The sequence below is a fragment of the Bacillus sp. L_1B0_5 genome (assembly GCF_000836715.1).
Taxonomy (GTDB): domain Bacteria; phylum Bacillota; class Bacilli; order Bacillales; family Bacillaceae_G; genus Bacillus_A; species Bacillus_A thuringiensis_S.
Genome location: NZ_JXIS01000018.1, coordinates 50,207 through 67,648, shown reverse-complemented (window position 1 = coordinate 67,648; position 17,442 = coordinate 50,207). Strand labels below are relative to the sequence as shown.

The following is a 17,442-nucleotide window of genomic DNA, read 5'->3' as shown; positions in this document are numbered from 1 at the left end:
AATTACTTATTATGTTTTACCGTTTCAGCGGAGCAATGTAATCATTACATAATTAGGGGGATTTCTATATGACATCAAAATTGAAGATGCGAAATATTATTTTTATTTTAATCGGTTCCGCTATATTTTCTTTCGGTATTGTCAATATCAATATTGAAAACCACCTTGCAGAGGGTGGGTTTACTGGTATTACACTATTATTGTATTTTTTATTTAAGTTTGATCCTTCCTACTCAAACTTAATTTTAAATATCCCTATATTTTTTATTGGTTGGAGGTTACTTGGCAGAACGACATTTTTATATACATTAATTGGCACCTTTAGCGTATCTTTATTTCTATGGATTTTCCAGCGTTACGAAGTGCTCAACTTACATTTAAACTTGCAAAATGATATGACACTCGCAGCTTTATTCGCCGGGGCATTTATCGGTATCGGCCTTGGGATAATATTTAAATATGGCGGGACTACTGGCGGTGTAGATATTATCGCACGACTAGCTCACAAATATGTTGGCTGGAGTATGGGTAAAACGATGTTTATGTTCGATGCTGTCGTTATCGTCGTCTCTATTCTTACCTATTTATCATACCGCGAGGGTATGTATACGTTAGTTGCTGTTTTTATCGGGGCTAAAGTCATTGATTTTATGCAAGAAGGAGCCTATGCCGCCAAAGGAGCGACTATTATCTCAGAGAAAAATGATGAAATTGCTGCCAAAATTTTATCTGAAATGGAGCGCGGAGCAACCTTTTTAAAGGCTGTTGGATCGTATACAAAAGTGGAACGTAACGTACTGTATTGCGTTGTTGCTAAAAATGAAATCGTGAAATTAAAGAATATCATTACTTCTGTAGATCCTCATGCATTTGTTGCAGTAAGTGACGTACATGATGTAGTTGGTGAAGGTTTTACGTTGGATGAAAATAAAAACCCTTTACATAATTAAATGTAACTAGAAGAGCGCCTTAGCTTTTCTAGTTTTTTATTACAAGTCTTTTAAGCTTCTCCAAATCCTCATAAATAAGCTCCAATAAACTCCGATTATAAAAAATGGAAGCTGGATGAAAAGTTGGAAAAACATGATATTCATTCTCTGACCATGTAAACTCTGCACTTTGCATATCCTTTAATTTTTGAATGGGCTGTTTTAATAATTGCCCGTGTACATCTGTGATTTTTTTATTTTTTCCTGTTAAACGTTGAAGACCGATATTTCCAAGCGTGACGATAAGCCTCGGATTTATTTTCTCTAATTCATAATCTAACAAAGGCGCATGGGCAACTATTTCTCCTTGATTTGGCGTTCTATTATACTTTTTTTGTATGCTTTCACCATTTCGTTCTTTTTTCTCTCGCCATTTATAAGGTCTACTCCGAACAGCGCTCGTAATATATACTTCTTTCCTTGTAACGTGAATACGCTCTAAAAAACCCATTAATTGTTTTCCCGACCTCCCGCTAAACGGAATCCCATTATGAATTTCTGTTTCACCAGGCGCTTCTCCTAACAACATAAATTTGGGATTTTCAGGACCTTGTCCACTTAAAAAACCTTCTAGTTGATAAGGAGCACTACGCTCTTTCACTTGTTTTACTAAATGGTCTGGATATTTCATTTCCCCCCACCGCCTTTCCGCATTACTTCTATTATTTCTATTTGCAATACATTATATAATTCAATCCACACAACAAAAAAAGACTATCAAAATTGATAGTCTTTAGTCGTCGCTACGCTGCATACCAGTATACATTAATACGAGACGTAATAATTCAAATACCGCTACAGCTGCAGCTGCTACATATGTTAATGCTGCTGCATTTAATACTTTACGAGCTTGGCCATATTCATCTGTTGATACGATACCTAACGCTTCAATTTGTTGCATTGCACGCTTTGAAGCATCGAACTCAACTGGTAATGTAACAAGTTGGAACACAACACCTGCAGCCATTAAAATAATTCCTAATAACAATAGTTTCGACATTGTCGCAAATATACCAATCATAATAAATACCCATGATATATTCGATCCAAAATTCGCCACAGGAACTAACGAATGACGAATACGCATAAAGTTATAATCTTGCGCATCTTGAATTGCGTGTCCTACTTCATGTGCTGCAACTGCTGTACCAGCAACTGAATGACCATAATAGTTATCTGTTGATAATCGAACCGTTTTGGCCGTTGGATCATAATGGTCTGATAAATGACCTGGTGTTTCTTCCACAGCTACGTTGTATAGTCCATTTTCATCTAAAATTTTTCGAGCCACTTCCGCTCCTGTCATACCTGATGTTGAATAAACTTGTGAATACTTGCTATAGGCACTACGTACTCTTGACTGTGCATACAACGGTATGATCATTATGATCGCGAAGTAAATTAAATAAAACATCATGAACCTCCATTGAAGTTTTAATTATAGTACTTCTCATTCTATTTTTTTCTGCCACTATTGTCAATGAATAAACCTTACAATCCATATCTTTATTTATTGCATTATCTATTTTTAGAATGCACATTACTTTTTCTTTTTTCTCTCTCTCCTTTATACTTTCTCCATCCAACATAAGTTAATGTGAATAAAATAAGCCCCCCAGTAATTGTCATAAACCAAATGAGAGAGGGTGCAATTTCATCCTTTTTTACTGTGTGAAATATCTTTTGCAAATCCCCTTTAATAATCCCTAATTGCATTTGGCCACCTTTCGTTTTTAACATAACGTTACGAAATTCATCCAAATAAGATAAATGAACATTTACACGCTGTACCTCATTTTCTGGCAAAGCAATCATTAAGCTTGGATAAATAATATTGAATTCATTTAAAAATGCATTTAACGTTTGTTGAAATTGCCCAACATCTTCTTTTTCCATCGCTTTTTCCATTTGAGAAAAGGCATCCATTACTTTTCTTTCTCTTTCCATCCAAAGCGGTTGATATTTCGATACTTGCGCGTCAACAGCAAGTTGTAATGCCAACACATTATCCATTTTAGCTTGCTTACCTAAGCCTTCTTCAGAGAGCGATTGCTGTGCCTTGTCGTAAGCTAAAGAAATAACTCTAACTTGATCTGGTGTTACTTCCTGCTTCTTTTCATTCCCCTTCATTAAAAATTGCTCTGAGAAAAGTTGTAATACTTGTACTGCTTTTTCATCTTCATTACGCTTCACTAACTGTAACGAGTCGTCTAACAACCCTGTTAGCTCATTCCACTCTTCAGCATATATACGTAACGGAAACATTATAATTAGAAATGCTATCAATCCAATTAATGTTCTCTTCATCCCGGTCCCCCCTATAACTACTAGTACAAAATATGTTAATTTGGACAAGAATAGAACAGAACTGAACCGAAAAATATATTATCGTTTTACAAAGAAAAAATTCTCTTTAAGCAGAGAATTTTTTCTTTGACACCCTTTTCTTTTTTACGAAATATCTATATAAGCTGTAACAAAGTATACTACCACCTAAAATGAATAATAAAATAGCACACGCAGCATGCATAAAGAACTCCTCTGGTAGCATTAATATAACTGGATCCGTTTCAATATCAAACATCCAATAATCATTACTGAATAAAAACTTATGGAATAATACAAAGCTCTTTTCAAAATTAATAGCTATTGGTAACATAAGCGCTATCGGAAAAATGATTGTTAAAATCGATCCGTGCAGTAAAAACTTTTCATTTTTCTTTTTTAATAAATAAATTCCGCCTATCACTGCAATCATAATTGTCGCATACATCACATATTGAATCTTTACTAAAATATTTTTAACATCTACAAAATGAATACGGCCATTTGTAGACATATCTAATGTTGGTAAATGTAATGCTCCGTCATAAAACGGGGATAAATATGTAATAAGCACATCGTAATTTCTTTTAATTTCATCCTTCGTCATATCCGCTAAATCAGGAATATTTAAAAAATCAATTTCAAAATAATACAGCCATTTTCCATACACAACTGCCGTTGTTGCGAGTGCAAAAATAGAAAATGCTATGCTATATGAAACAACTAAAGTAATCAATCGATCCAATATTTTTGTACCACTCTTATTTTTCTCCATGTTCTCCCCCTAAAAGTTCTAACCATCATAAAGAAAATTGTTTCCTATGTTCACGTAAGCAACAATAATATGTAATACATAGTACAGCAATGCTTAACCAAAACGTAAAATAACCAATTCCCTCTACAAACAAATGCATAATTCCATATCGCGGCATTTGCCAAAATAAATAATCAATTGCATCGTTATGCAACGTCCACACACCCGCTGCTATAAAATGCCATTTTTTTATACGGTAAAATGGAGCATATAAAAAACCTTGCACTGCCATCGCAAAGTGCGAAAGCATTAACATGTAGCCCATAAGGCCAATAGGACCTTTTACGTAAATCATAATTGCGTTTACAACAACAGCCCAAATACCATATTTTATTAAAGTAACAATCGCTAACGCTTCTATTAATCCCCAGTTTCTCTTTGTCAAAAAAGCAATTAAAACAAAGACAAAAAAGAGACTCGCCATAGGACTATCTGGTACAAACGGCCAAAATATAGGTGACGTTTCTTTCAATTGATTTCCGTACCATATAAATCCGTAAATTGTACCTAATATGTTAACAATTAATAAAAATAATAATACCGATCGTTGTCTTAACATTGCATACAAGTACACCAATCTGTATGTCCAACACCTTTCAAGAAAAGTAATTCATTCACTAAATCCTACTCTATTATAACAAACTTCATCCAACTAAATAGAAAAGCTGACTACAAATTTTGTAGTCAGCTTTTTATTATTTTTTATTATACTTTGCAACGAATTCCGAGAGCTTCTTCAGTTCCTCATCCGTACCTTTAAATACACCTTTAGGCATTGAACCTTTTCCCTCTTTCGCAATTTTAGCAATTTCTTCTGGCTTTAAAGTTAAGTTTTGCAGTGCCGGTGCTGCCGCCCCGCCCTGTAAATTGTCACCATGACATGTTAAACAAGTATTTTTTTGCATTAATTTATAGCCATCATCATTTTTATCAACTGGCGCTGTTTTTACAATTGCTCCTTGTTTTTTTGCAGCTTCCCAGTCGTGGTGTGCTACAGATTCCCAAGTTAAAAAGATAATCGAAGCAATTGCTAAAAGCATAAATCCAGTTGCTACAGGACGCTTCAATGGACGTCTTTCTGGACCTCGATCAAGAAATGGAGCTAACAGTAATGCACCAAACGCAATCCCTGGCATAATAAACGCTCCAATTACAGTAAATGAACCAGAAGCATAAGAATACTTTAATAACTGATACAAGAATAAGAAATACCAATCTGGAAGTGGTATATACCCAGCATCTGTTGGATCCGCCATTCTCTCAAGCGGCGACGGATGCGCCACTGTTAAACATAAATAACCGATTAAAAAAACTGCACCAACCATCCATTCTTTTAACAAGAAGTTCGGCCAAAATGCTTCTGTTTTCCCTGGGTATTCAGAATAGTCTTTTGGAATATTTGGTTTCCGAGCTACTGGTACCCGAGAATCTCCTACAAACTTCATCCCTTTGCCGCGATGCATAATCTCCCTCCTTTAGTTCTTTCCCCTTTAATTTAGCAATCTCTTATAGTGGACCGGAAATACCTTGTTTGCGAATCATGATGAAGTGGAAGGCCATTAAACCTAGAAGTGCTGCTGGTAAGAAGAAGACGTGAATAGCAAAGAAGCGAGTTAATGTTTGAGCGCCAACAATTTCGGAATGACCAGCGAGTAATGTTTTAATATAAGGACCAATGAGCGGTGTTTGCTCTGCAATTTGAATCCCTACTTTTGTAGCGAATAAAGCTTTCATATCCCACGGTAATAAATATCCGGTAAAACCAAGACCTAACATAACAAAGAAAATAAGAACACCAACAATCCAGTTTAACTCACGGGGCTTTTTATACGCACCTTGGAAGAAAACTCTGAGTGTATGTAAAAACATCATTACAATTACGAGACTAGCACCCCAGTGGTGCATACCACGAACAATTTGCCCATAAGCAACTTCATTTTGTAGATAGTAAACTGATTCCCAAGCATTTTTAATATCAGGCACATAATACATCGTCAAAAACATTCCAGATAAAATTTGAATTACAGTAACGAAAAAGGTAAGTCCTCCAAAGCAATAGACGAATGCAGAAAAGTGATGTGCCGGGTTTACATGTTCAGGTACTTCATGATCAGCGATATCACGCCATATCGGTGTAATATCTAATCTTTCATCTACCCAATCATAAATTTTATTTAACATCTACTTTGCACCCCCTCTTGGCTTCGCTTTTCCTAGATACAGCGTTCCATCTTTCACTTTAGACTCGTACACATCAAGCGGAGCAAGGGGTGGCGTACCTTTAATGTTAATCCCATCTTTTGTATAACGACCCCCATGACATGGGCAAAAGAATTGATTCGGATGTGCTTTGTCCGAATTCCAGTTAACTGTACATCCTAAATGTTTACATACTGGAGAGAACGCAACAATGTCTCCGCTTTCATCTTTATGAACCCAAGCCGATTTTGGTTCTTCAGACTTGTACCAACCATCAACCTGCTTCACTTTAAAATCGAAACGCTTCGGCTCTGTTGTAATATCCTTTACTTGCGCAACAGCAACCATATCTGTTCCGGCTTCTTTTCTTAACACCGGATCAAGCGCAAATCGCGTCATCGGCATTAAAATACCGGCAGCCATAAAGCCTCCTACCCCTGTGAGTGTGTAATTTAAAAATTGTCTTCTTGACACGCGATGTTCTTTCTCGCTCACGAAAATTTCCCCCCTCTATCAGAAATTGTCCCCTCGTGATAAATTATATAAAAAATAAAAACTAGGACACTATCATGATATAATACGCTCATGCACAGGTCAATATCATACTACTCATAATAATAAGAACTTTCTGTTTATTATTAGTTTCCCCACTTATCTTCCAACATCACCATTATATTTTTTATATGTGCATGAATAACTTCTCTTTTTGCTTGATCACTAAATTGTTCTAGTGCTAATGAAGGAAACCAAAATAAATCTCCCTGTAACTCTTGTATATCCTCTTTCCATGAAAAATCACTTGTAACATAAGCAATATGCTTAAAACCTTCGCTTCGTAAATGATTTGTCCATTCTTGCAAACGACCTTTTTCATTCTTTTGACTTTCTACTAAATACGTAAACGCAGGCAGTAAAAGCACCCTGCCTTTATACTCTCTTTCCAATTCCATACTCAACAATTCTATAAATTCACCTTGTTCTACAACCATTTTCATTTCTTTTGCTGCCGAAATTGATAAAAGCGGTATTACTCCTGTATCAACATACTCTCTTGCTTGCTCAAACTGTTCCACATCTTTTACAATCCACTTCAAATTCCTTCCCTCCTTCACTTACAAATGACAGAACTTTCACTTTATATATATTAAACCATACTAAAAGAGGTAAAAAAAGAAAAACTACCCAATATAGGTAGTTTTTCTTGATAAAAGTCTGAAATTTGTAAAAAATTATTAATCCAAATAAATTCTATAAAGTCTTTAACTCTGCCGTTAATCTATGAAACGCTTCCTTATCTTGCTTATCCAACGCTTCATCAATTTGTTTCAAAAGGCGTTCTCTCCTAAACGAAAATACACTTTCTTCCAAAAACCTTTCTGCAAGCAAACGATCTTTTTCATTTACTTCAATATGCTTTGGTAGATATGGGTTTTCTTCTAATACAGCTACATAATTCGCATTTTGAAACGATGATTTAAAGTTGAGTTGAATATAAATATCCTCATCTCGATTTAAACGAATATCATGAAACGATTTTTCAGCATCTGTTGTCATAACATTTTGTTTAAAAAAGTGAAACGGTGTGTCTTTCACACAATTCGCTGACATCACTAAGCCACGCGGACAATATTTTGCATGCTCTACGAAGTGGACTTTATGCATTAATTGATCGTGACTCATTAAATAATTCAGAATCCATACACATTCACGCTGTTTCAGTTGGTAATTATTCAAAAACCATTTTACAAAATCCTTCTTCTCGTTTACAGAAACAGGGGTATTCATAGCAATTAAGTCCCTCCTCTGTCTTTCTCTTTTCTTTTTAGATTCAAGAAGCGGCATTCAGTTTCCTTCCAACTTATGAAAAATCCTCTAAATTATATAACAACTCTTCAATATGAATTTGTGTCGGGTCTAGTTGTAATAACTGGGTAAATACTTCTTTCGCCTCTTTTCGCTTTCCTTCTTCCAATAAGAAATAACCGTATTCTTCTAAGAAGTCTGGATGATTCTTAAAAGAAGTATATGCACTTTCATAGTGTTTTAATGCATCCGAATACATTTCTAATTGTTTTTTTGCATACGCAAGGTCCCAAAGTAGTTGTGTATCTGGTTCTCCACTATCAATAGCACGCTCTACAATTGCAATTAACTCTTCGTACTTTTCTTGTTCTTTTAAGATATACGCATATTTTAATGTTGCGCCTAAATGTCCTGGATCTAACTCAAGCGCTTTTTGAAGAACTTCCTCTGCTTCTACTATTTTTCCTAATTTCGCCGCAATGTTCGCTAACTCTACATAAAACGGAACTGAAAGCTCATCTACTTTAATTCCTTCATGAAGCGTTTCATAGCTTTCTTGAAGCATCCCTTCTTTTTCATAGCTTTTCGCTAAATACATGTACAGTGATGCGTACTCAGGGTCTAATTCTTTTAGTTCTTGCCAAGCACCAATTGCTCTCTGATATTCTTCACCTTGGTATAATGTGAAGGCATATCCAAATAATGAGTGAATATCTTTTTGTTCCTCTAGGCCTGCTTCATAATAAGAAATTGCCTCTTCCCAGTTTCCGATTGCGCTTAACGTTTCTGCGAGACGAAGTGCGATCACAACACCACCCATTACTTTATGTTCCGCTAATAGCGATTCATAATAAGTAATTGCCTTTTGTTCTTCACCTTTACTACTATATAATTCTGCTAACCCAAATGTAATAACAGGTTCATCAGGCATCATTTCTTTCGCCTTTAATAGTTTTTGCTCTGCTACATCATCAAAACCTTGCATTTGGAATAAATCTGCAACAAGTAATAAAGATTGAACATATAAATTGTCATTTTCTGGAATATCATGAAGTACTTCAATCGCTTCATCTTCTTTATCTAGATCAATATATAATTCTGCTAAAAATACAGTGAATTCACTTTCTTCCGGATACAGTAAACGTAAGTCTTCAGTAATCGCTAATGCCTCATCTGTAAATCCAAGTGTATGATAGTAACGAGCGATATCATACTTCTCTTCATCATTTGCAATTTTTAATTGTTCTTTTAATAATTGTAACCCTTTTTCCGCTTCACCATTTTCAATATATGAAACAGCTTGTTCAAACTTTTGCATAAACGTCTCCTTTAATTCTAAAAAATATTCTCTTCTGTTCATTTATCATAAGCAACTCACTGTTAGAACGCAACCTTTAGAATGAGCATGCTTCTTCTTATACTTCTTCTTACAGAATAGGTAATTGTTCAAAAGGTTCGGATATGACACCGATACCTTATCATCATCTTCTATTGTACCGCTTTCTTTTATGACCGTGCAAATAACTTCTCTCACTAATTATCAAGCTATACAAACCGTGATTTACAGAACAACTTAAATACCAGACTTCAATCTTTATTTTTAATACGATAAAAAAGGCTCCTATAATAGGAGCCTTCACAATCTCTTAAGAATATGTTTCTTCTTTCTGTACTTGCTCATTTACAAGCTCTTTCAGCAACTCTATAATTTCATCATTTTCTTCTTTCAAACCGACAGTAATACGAATACCATCATCGATACCAAATGCAGCACCAGAACGAACGATATATCCTTTTTTCATTAATCGTTCGAAAGCTTCATTACCCGGTATACCAAGTTTTAAGAAAATGAAATTTGTTTGAGATGGATAATAGAATACGTTATATTCTTTACAAAATGCATAATACTGATTTAGACCTTCAGCATTCTTTTGCACACAATCTTGTAAAAAGGCTTGATCTTCTAATGCAGCGAGTGCTACAGATTGCGCTACAGTTGATGTATTGAATGGTAACCTCGCTACTTCTAGCTGTCCGATTAACTTCGCATCCCCAATCGCATATCCGATACGAAAAGCAGCTAAACCATATGCTTTTGAAAACGTGCGTAAAACCATAAGATTTTCATACTTTTCAAGAAGTGGTAGTGTTTGCGGATAGTCTTCTGCGTCCGCGTATTCATAATATGCTTCGTCCATAATAACGAGAGCCGACTTAGGAACTGATTCTAAAAATGAAAGTAATTTTTGTTTCTCAACATATGTACCTGTCGGATTATTCGGATTACAAATCCATACAATTTTCGTTTTATCATCTACTTGCTCTAGCATTTCATCTAAATCGTGAATACCATCTTTAAGTGATACTGCACGAACTTCTGCTCCTTCAATAACAGCATGGTGATGATATTGTGAAAACGTAGGATTCGCCATTACAACGTTTGTTCCTTCATGTAGTAACGCTCGGCTAATCATTTGAATGACTTCATCTAATCCACTACCAAATAGTAGTTGTTCTGCTTTTACACCTAAATGTTCCGCTACTTTTGTCCGAAGTTCGAAGGCATATCCATCTGGATAAAGGGCATATTGGCTCGCTAAAGAAGTTAATGCTTCTGTCACACGCGCTGAGCAACCGAATGGATTTTCGTTCGATGCTAATTTCACAATTTTTGATAATCCATATTCCCTTTTTACTTCTTCAATGTTTTTCCCAGGCACATACGCTCTCAAAGTTAACAATTGCTCTTTCACTCTCATTTTTCTTCCCCCAGTCATTTCATTCAATTTGATTACAATACAGTTATAGCCCCTTACTGTAATCTTTTATCATAACCGTCACTATTACGAGAATACCTCTAAATGAGCACTTCACAGCACTTCGCTATCATTTTAAACCATATCTTTTTGAAATGCCTCTAACGCAATATGAACAGTCTCATCTGAAATAGATACGACATTCACTACCCCATATTCCTGCATAAGCACCATATGAATTGCTCCTGCATTTGCTTTCTTATCTTGTTTCATCAATTGAACGAGGCGCTCTACATTCAAATCTCTTGGCATTTTTGGATAGCCGTATTTCAAGAACCACTGCTTTATATCTTCATAAGCAAGATTAACCTTGTACACTTGCTCACTTAAAAATATGGCGAATAACATTCCAACTGCTACGCCGTCACCGTGAGTAATATTTCCATAACCTAGCTCTTTTTCAAGAGCATGTCCTAACGTATGTCCAAAGTTCAAATGGGCACGTACACCCTTCTCTGTTTCATCTTGTGATACAACATTTGCCTTTACAGGAATCGCCTTCGTTAATATATGAATTAACTTCTCATCACGAAGATCCGCTAATGTCTGTACTTCTTCTTTTAACCAATGATATAGCTCCACATCACCAATAAGAGCATGCTTTATCACCTCTGCATAACCTGAACGCCACTCTTTTTCAGGAAGAGACTGTAAAAACGGTGTATGATATACAACTGCTTCTGGCTGATGGAATGCACCAATCATATTTTTACCTAACGGATGATTAATTGCTACTTTCCCACCTACTGCGCTATCGTGCGCTAATAAAGTCGTCGGAACCTGCACAAAGCGAATACCACGCATAAACGACGCAGCAACAAAACCAGCTAAATCTCCAATCATTCCGCCTCCAAGTGCAAGAATTAAAGAATTTCTATCCAATTTATTTTCAAGAGCTGACGTATGAGCCGCATAGAAATTTTCGAAAGACTTCTCTTTTTCGCCACTTGGTACAACAAACGAAAACACGTCCTGCTCTACTTGTAATGCATCGATAACTGTCTGTAAATGTAGTGATGCAACAGATTCATCTGAAATGATCATTACGTTAGATACCGCTGGCTGCATATTTTGAACGATCGTTGTTAAGTATGACAACGCTTCTTTACCAACATGTACATCATATTCTTTTGATTTCGTTTGAATATGTATGTTTCCCATTAAAATCCCCTCGCATATTCATTATGTTTCTCAATATTTTCACGAATTAGTTCCATACGATCTAATCCGAATTGTCCTATTAAAGCTGTCGCTAATTCCCAAGCCACAACCGCTTCTGCAACGACACTAGCTGCTGGCACTGCACAACTATCTGAACGTTCAATGCTCGCTGTAAAAGGCTCTTTCGTACCAATATCTACACTTTGAAGAGGTTTATAAAGTGTAGGTATCGGTTTCATCACACCGCGCACAACAATTGGCATTCCAGTCGTCATACCGCCTTCTAATCCACCTGCATTATTTGTTCTTCGTGTATACCCATGCTCCTCATTCCACAGAATTTCATCATGAACTTCACTTCCCGGTCTATGTGCTGCTTCAAAACCAATTCCAATCTCGACACCTTTAAAAGCATTAATACTCATAATTGCAGCTGCTAATTTCGCATCCAGTTTTCGATCATAATGTACGTAGCTACCTACTCCAATTGGCATTCCTTCCACAATTACTTCAACAATTCCACCGATTGAATCACCATTTGCTTTCGCATCATCAATTGCTTTCATCATTTGGTTACCAGCTTCGTCATCTAAGCAACGTACAGGAGATACTTCTGTAATACTCTTTAACTCTTCAATTGAATTATACGTAACCTTCTTAGCTTGTACACCGCCAATTTCAATTACATGGCCCGCCACTTTAATACCAAGTTCTGCTAACACCTTTTTAGCAACCGCACCCGCAGCAACACGCACCGTCGTTTCGCGCGCTGACGAACGTTCCAGTACATTTCTCATATCTCTATGACCATATTTAATCGCACCATTTAAATCAGCATGTCCAGGCCTTGGTTTTGTCACTTTCCTTTTCATTTCTTTTTCTTCCTGCTCAGTTAAAGGCTCTGCCCCCATAACTTTTGTCCAATGTGCAAAATCACGATTTTCAACAACGAGCGTAATAGGTGAACCTAATGTTTCTCCATGCCTAACACCACTTACAATTTGCGCTTGATCCGTTTCAATTTGCATGCGTCTACCACGCCCATATCCCTTTTGCCTTCTAGCTAACTCTTCGTTTATATCATCCGCTACTAAAGACAATCCTGCTGGAACACCTTCTATAATCGTTGTAAGTTGCGGACCATGAGATTCACCAGCTGTAATATATCGCATACGTTATTCCTCTTTTCGTATATGTATTTATCTCACTATATTAAGCAATAATATTAACTTTTATCATTCTAAAAATATTAAAGAAATTATATCATAAATCGACCATTTTCTTATTCTATATTTCCGATAGGTCTAATTTAAATATCAATATATCATAACAGCTCAAACTTCGTAACTAATTGATAATAAAAAAAGTGCAAGAAGAATACCCCTATTCTCCTTGCACTTTTTACTATTATCACAGTGATTAAAGCGTTTACAAATTATTTCAAAATAATTAGTAAATCCATTCATTCATTAATTTTGAGTAGTCAACTAATTCTTCTTCTTTAAAGAAAATAGCAATCTCGCGCTCTGCGCTTTCTAAAGAATCAGAACCATGGATAATGTTTTTCGCAACAGTTACACCGAAATCTCCACGAATTGTTCCAGGAGCTGCTTCATGTGGTCTTGTTTTACCCATCATGTTACGTGCTGTATCTACTACACCTTCACCTTGCCATACCATTGCGAATACAGGTCCAGATGTAATAAAGTCTACTAACTCACCAAAGAAAGGTTTTTCTTTATGCTCAGCGTAGTGTTGTCCAGCAATTTCCGGAGTGACTTGCATTAATTTTGCACCAACTAATTGAAAGCCCTTTTTCTCAAAACGAGCTACAATTTCCCCAATGAAGGCACGTTGTACACCGTCTGGTTTTACCATTAGAAATGTTTTTTCCATAAAAAATCTCTCCACTTCTGAATTATGTATGTAATTGTATATCCCCACACACATATTATCACCCTTATCACAATTGTGCAATAGTTTTGAAATAGAGAGATTATTTTATTTTTTAGAATAAACATTAAAATTTTCGTTTTCCAATATACTTTGCTACATTTTGCAATGCATACTTCGCCTGTCCACGAGGGAGTGGTTTTATTATTTCTAAAGCTTTATGTAAATAACGTTCACTAAACGCAAATGCTTTATCGATCGCTGTACTATTTTTTACAGCATCAATAATTTCTTGCATTTCACTTGCTGTTGTATTTTCATGTACAGATGTGATTTTCTTACGAAGTACTGGATCTTCCATCGCATATAAAGCAGGGAGCGTAATGTTTCCTTGTAATAAATCTCCACCAGCAGGTTTTCCAAGTTTCTCTTCCGTGGAAACGAAGTCTAAAATGTCATCAATAATTTGATAAGACATTCCTACAAAATACCCATACCAAAATAGACGATTTACTGTATCACGATTAGCACCAGCAGCAATCGCTCCCAATTGGCAACTCGCGGCAATTAATAATGCTGTTTTTCGCTTTATTCTTCTTAAATACGTTCTTAAATTTTGGTCATAATTGTATTTATCTTTAATTTGTTCAATTTCACCTTTACAGACTTCTAAAATAGTATGTGATAACGCTTGATGCGCCTCTGGGATTTCGATATTTGTTATACATTCAAGAGACTTAGCGAACAAATAGTCCCCTGTATACATCGCAATACGATCTCCCCATTTCGCATTCACAGTCGCACTGCCGCGTCGTAAAAATGCAGCATCAATAACATCATCGTGAACAAGAGAAGCCATATGAATAAGCTCTAACGCAACAGCAGCATGCTTAATCGCATCTAACTTATAATCTCCAAATTTCCCTGCAAGCAACACAAATACGGGACGAATTCGCTTCCCACCAGCTTCAATAAGTTGTAATGCTGCCTCTTCTACTAATGGCTGTTCAGAAGCAACTGTCTTTTTTAATTCTTTTTCTATCACATTAATATCCGATCGTAAAAAAGAGTACATAAGTTGTAACTTCATATTGTTCACCTTAACCTAAAACTTCTTTTTTCTATTTTGATTCTGGTTTAATACCTAAATGCATCGCTGCTACCCCAAAAGTAAATGGTTTCACTTGCACACGTTCAAGTCCAGCTTGCTCAAACATTTGGGCCAATTCTTTCATCCCTGGGAATGCACTAGCAGATTCTTGAAGCCATGAATATTCTTTATAACTTTTCGCAAACATCTTTCCAAATAACGGCATGATATATTTAAAGTATAAAATATACCCTTGTCGAAAACCAATCATTGTTGGTTGAGATGTTTCTAAACAGATTACTTTTCCACCTGGTTTTACTACACGCGTCATTTCCTTTAATACGTGCATATAATCCGGTACGTTACGTAAACCAAACCCAATCGTTACATAATCAAACGTATTATCTTCAAACGGAAGCTCCATTGCATTCCCATGTAGAAGTTCTACTTGTTTTAATTGTAACGCCTCTACCTTTTGCTTACCGACAGATAACATATTTTCACTGAAGTCTAAGCCAACAACCTTTCCTTGCTCACCTACCGCTCCAGCTAGCGCAATTGTCCAATCTGCGGTTCCGCAGCATACATCAAGCGCTTTACTGCCAGGTTGTACATCCATAATTCGCATCGTTTCTTTACGCCACGCTTTATGTCTTTGAAAACTAATTACAGAATTCATCACATCGTATTTATCAGAAATCTTTTCAAATACGTCATGTACTCTTTCTTCTTTTGATTGTTGCATGCTCGTACCTTCTTCCAATGTAAAATTGCTTATGTCTTCTATTTATCCCTTAACACAGAATTTATTTCATTTATGTCTATGTGATTTTCTAAAAATTGTTTTTCTTTCTTTCTCAATTCCATCATCCAACCATTAATCACTACTTCTGCTTTATCCCCTAAAGCATCTTGCATCGCTTGAAAAACAGGTGAATGTTGTTTATCAGCATACAATTGAATTTCTTTTTGAAGGCGATTTCCACCTAATACGTATGTGATAAATGGCTTCCAATGTGATAAATGAAAATGATCACATGTTTTTTGAAGGAGCGCAGACTCAATCGTTACTACGCTTTTCATTATGTCACCCGTCGTTTCATGCGCTTTTTGGTATAACATAATTTTGTGTTCATTTATCTCTTTAATTCCTTCAGCAAGTGCACGAATTAAAACAATATCACGATTCATAGACAATAAATAATAATATAGTCCACTATAGTAATCGCCTGCAAGTACTGTTAATTGACGACATTTATGCGATTCAATCGCTTCCTCGCCTGCTTTATTTGATACCCTTTCATGCGTATCAAGCGCAATTTGCACAAGCATAATTGTTACTACGTAATGCTCAATTTGTTCTATATGTAAGTTTGCACTCTTTAAAGCACCATATAACAATGCTATCTTTTCTTCATCAATAAATGGTTCTTCAATATAGTTTATAAAATAAGGATGGCGTAATTTCTCCATCAATTTCTCTTTTATACCCGCATACCCTCCGTAGATGTCACACACAAAAAATCACCCTTGTTTTCTAATTCATAAAACTTATTATAACACATACACTCTATTTTCTATAACCAAAACTTGGCTACACCTACCATTCATGTAAGCAATCTTTCTAACCTCACTCTGTCTAGCTAAAACTATATCATTTATTTACTAAAAAAAAAAAGAAAAGCAGTTTCCCGCTTTTCTTTACTTCGTTTTAATAAACGATAAAATTTCACTGCGCGCTGCAGCATCATTTTCAAGCACACCACGAACTGCTGTCGTTACTGTTTTCGCACCTGGTTTTTTCACACCACGCATCGTCATACACATATGTTCTGCTTCTACTACTACCATTACACCATGCGGCTCTAGTACTTCCATAATAGAGTTCGCTACTGTTGATGTAATACGTTCTTGCAGTTGTGGACGACGTGCAATTGTATCTACAGTACGAGCTAATTTACTTAACCCTGTCACCTTTCCGCCTTGCGGAATATATGCAACGTGAGCAACTCCATAGAATGGAACTAAATGATGCTCACACATCGAATAAAATGGTATATCTTTTACTAGTACAAGCTCTTCGTGATCTTCTCCGAATACTTTATGCAAATGCTCTTTCGGATCTTCATGCATACCTGCGAACACTTCTGCGTACATTTTTGCAACACGCTTTGGTGTATCAAGTACTCCCTCACGATTTGGGTCATCCCCAATCGCCTCTAAAATAAGGCGTACTGCATGTTCAATTTGTTCTAAATTAACTTTTGCCATCCGCTAGCCCTCCCGAAAACCTAAAAGTGATACGAACACATTCTAGCATATTTATGTTTTTAAAAGCAAAAAGAAGAGTTC

Annotated in this window: 20 protein-coding genes; 1 reads left to right on the top strand and 19 read right to left on the bottom strand. The window is 36.0% G+C overall.

What is annotated here, in order from left to right:
• Nucleotides 1–68 precede the first annotated feature (68 nt).
• Entirely contained in the window at nt 69–950 is an 882-nt protein-coding gene (locus tag RT27_RS05775; RefSeq protein WP_000202121.1) for a YitT family protein, read from the top strand.
• A 28-nt stretch (nt 951–978) separates the two neighbouring features.
• On the opposite strand, the gene RT27_RS05770 is transcribed toward RT27_RS05775, so the two are convergent.
• From RT27_RS05770 to folE, 19 genes are all read right to left on the bottom strand, one after another.
• Nucleotides 979–1,620 (bottom strand): uracil-DNA glycosylase, encoded by a 642-nt coding sequence (locus RT27_RS05770; RefSeq protein ID WP_043935504.1) that lies wholly within the window; start codon nt 1,618–1,620, stop codon nt 979–981.
• Nucleotides 1,621–1,722: 102 nt separating this feature from the next.
• Nucleotides 1,723–2,406 carry a zinc metallopeptidase gene (locus RT27_RS05765; RefSeq protein WP_011109966.1) on the bottom strand — a complete coding sequence of 228 codons (684 nt, stop codon included), beginning with the start codon at nt 2,404–2,406 and terminating at the stop codon, nt 1,723–1,725.
• Nucleotides 2,407–2,507: 101 nt separating this feature from the next.
• A complete protein-coding gene (gene ypjB / locus RT27_RS05760; RefSeq protein ID WP_043935503.1) occupies nt 2,508–3,296 on the bottom strand; it encodes a sporulation protein YpjB in 789 nt (262 codons plus the stop codon).
• Nucleotides 3,297–3,402: 106 nt separating this feature from the next.
• A complete protein-coding gene (locus tag RT27_RS05755; protein WP_016082254.1) occupies nt 3,403–4,089 on the bottom strand; it encodes a TIGR01906 family membrane protein in 687 nt (228 codons plus the stop codon).
• Nucleotides 4,090–4,114: 25 nt separating this feature from the next.
• Nucleotides 4,115–4,705: a DUF1405 domain-containing protein gene (locus RT27_RS05750; RefSeq protein WP_043935502.1), complete on the bottom strand. Its 591-nt coding sequence runs from the start codon at nt 4,703–4,705 to the stop codon at nt 4,115–4,117.
• A gap of 118 nt (nt 4,706–4,823) precedes the next feature.
• Nucleotides 4,824–5,591, bottom strand: a complete 768-nt coding sequence (gene qcrC / locus RT27_RS05745) for a menaquinol-cytochrome c reductase cytochrome b/c subunit (protein WP_000554603.1) — start codon at nt 5,589–5,591, stop codon at nt 4,824–4,826.
• A gap of 43 nt (nt 5,592–5,634) precedes the next feature.
• Nucleotides 5,635–6,309 (bottom strand): menaquinol-cytochrome c reductase cytochrome b subunit, encoded by a 675-nt coding sequence (gene qcrB, locus RT27_RS05740; RefSeq protein ID WP_000932700.1) that lies wholly within the window; start codon nt 6,307–6,309, stop codon nt 5,635–5,637.
• On the bottom strand, nt 6,310–6,822 hold the full coding sequence (gene qcrA / locus RT27_RS05735) for a menaquinol-cytochrome c reductase iron-sulfur subunit (protein ID WP_001290418.1): 513 nt from the start codon (nt 6,820–6,822) through the stop codon (nt 6,310–6,312).
• Nucleotides 6,823–6,965: 143 nt separating this feature from the next.
• The gene (locus tag RT27_RS05730; protein ID WP_105434158.1) at nt 6,966–7,439 is read right to left on the bottom strand and encodes a YpiF family protein; all 474 of its coding nucleotides are present in this window, start codon (nt 7,437–7,439) and stop codon (nt 6,966–6,968) included.
• A 136-nt stretch (nt 7,440–7,575) separates the two neighbouring features.
• Complete coding sequence (locus tag RT27_RS05725; protein ID WP_001095925.1) at nt 7,576–8,112, bottom strand: ReoY family proteolytic degradation factor; 537 nt, start codon at nt 8,110–8,112, stop codon at nt 7,576–7,578.
• A 73-nt stretch (nt 8,113–8,185) separates the two neighbouring features.
• Nucleotides 8,186–9,448, bottom strand: a complete 1,263-nt coding sequence (locus tag RT27_RS05720; protein WP_043935501.1) for a tetratricopeptide repeat protein — start codon at nt 9,446–9,448, stop codon at nt 8,186–8,188.
• A 328-nt stretch (nt 9,449–9,776) separates the two neighbouring features.
• Nucleotides 9,777–10,889 (bottom strand): histidinol-phosphate transaminase, encoded by a 1,113-nt coding sequence (gene hisC / locus RT27_RS05715; RefSeq protein WP_043935500.1) that lies wholly within the window; start codon nt 10,887–10,889, stop codon nt 9,777–9,779.
• A gap of 132 nt (nt 10,890–11,021) precedes the next feature.
• Nucleotides 11,022–12,107: a 3-dehydroquinate synthase gene (gene aroB, locus RT27_RS05710; protein WP_043935499.1), complete on the bottom strand. Its 1,086-nt coding sequence runs from the start codon at nt 12,105–12,107 to the stop codon at nt 11,022–11,024.
• On the bottom strand, nt 12,107–13,279 hold the full coding sequence (gene aroC / locus RT27_RS05705) for a chorismate synthase (RefSeq protein WP_043935498.1): 1,173 nt from the start codon (nt 13,277–13,279) through the stop codon (nt 12,107–12,109). Before aroC ends, aroB begins: the two co-directional genes overlap by 1 nt.
• 277 nt (nt 13,280–13,556) lie before the next feature.
• Nucleotides 13,557–14,003: a nucleoside-diphosphate kinase gene (gene ndk, locus RT27_RS05700; RefSeq protein ID WP_000415883.1), complete on the bottom strand. Its 447-nt coding sequence runs from the start codon at nt 14,001–14,003 to the stop codon at nt 13,557–13,559.
• Nucleotides 14,004–14,127: 124 nt separating this feature from the next.
• On the bottom strand, nt 14,128–15,090 hold the full coding sequence (gene hepT, locus RT27_RS05695) for a heptaprenyl diphosphate synthase component II (protein WP_043935497.1): 963 nt from the start codon (nt 15,088–15,090) through the stop codon (nt 14,128–14,130).
• 31 nt (nt 15,091–15,121) lie between these two features.
• Nucleotides 15,122–15,835 carry a 2-heptaprenyl-1,4-naphthoquinone methyltransferase gene (gene menG / locus RT27_RS05690; protein WP_001187668.1) on the bottom strand — a complete coding sequence of 238 codons (714 nt, stop codon included), beginning with the start codon at nt 15,833–15,835 and terminating at the stop codon, nt 15,122–15,124.
• 38 nt (nt 15,836–15,873) lie between these two features.
• Nucleotides 15,874–16,608 (bottom strand): heptaprenyl diphosphate synthase component 1, encoded by a 735-nt coding sequence (locus tag RT27_RS05685; protein WP_029441853.1) that lies wholly within the window; start codon nt 16,606–16,608, stop codon nt 15,874–15,876.
• Nucleotides 16,609–16,791: 183 nt separating this feature from the next.
• Nucleotides 16,792–17,361 carry a GTP cyclohydrolase I FolE gene (gene folE, locus RT27_RS05680; protein ID WP_001151478.1) on the bottom strand — a complete coding sequence of 190 codons (570 nt, stop codon included), beginning with the start codon at nt 17,359–17,361 and terminating at the stop codon, nt 16,792–16,794.
• Nucleotides 17,362–17,442: the final 81 nt, after the last annotated feature.